The 257-nt window shown below is 72.0% G+C and carries 1 protein-coding gene; it reads right to left on the bottom strand.

The window, feature by feature from the left end; all coding sequences use genetic code 11:
• Positions 1–257 (bottom strand): hypothetical protein (locus tag AB0O00_RS31565; RefSeq protein ID WP_363657595.1); only part of this gene is annotated, 257 nt, incomplete at both ends.

Raw genomic sequence — 257 nt, 5'->3', positions numbered from 1 at the left:
CTCGGCGGCGGCGTCGAGGTAGCGCTGGAGGCAGGCGTCGAAGTAGTTGGGCAGTGCGGCCAGGCGCTCCAGGTAGGAGTCGGCGCCCTCCTGGTCGACGGCGGTCATGACGAGGGACTGGAAGGCCTCGTTCTGGGGCGCGGCGATGGTCGCCGAGACGCTGAAGTCGGCGAGCCCGTGGGTGATCCGGCCGGTGCCGTTGTCGATCAGCCGGGCGAGGACGCGGTGGGTGACGCGGTCCTCGCCGTCGAGCCCGT

The sequence above is a fragment of the Kitasatospora sp. NPDC093558 genome (assembly GCF_040683475.1).
In the GTDB taxonomy this organism is placed as follows: domain Bacteria; phylum Actinomycetota; class Actinomycetes; order Streptomycetales; family Streptomycetaceae; genus Kitasatospora.
This window is presented reverse-complemented; position numbering and strand designations above follow the sequence as displayed.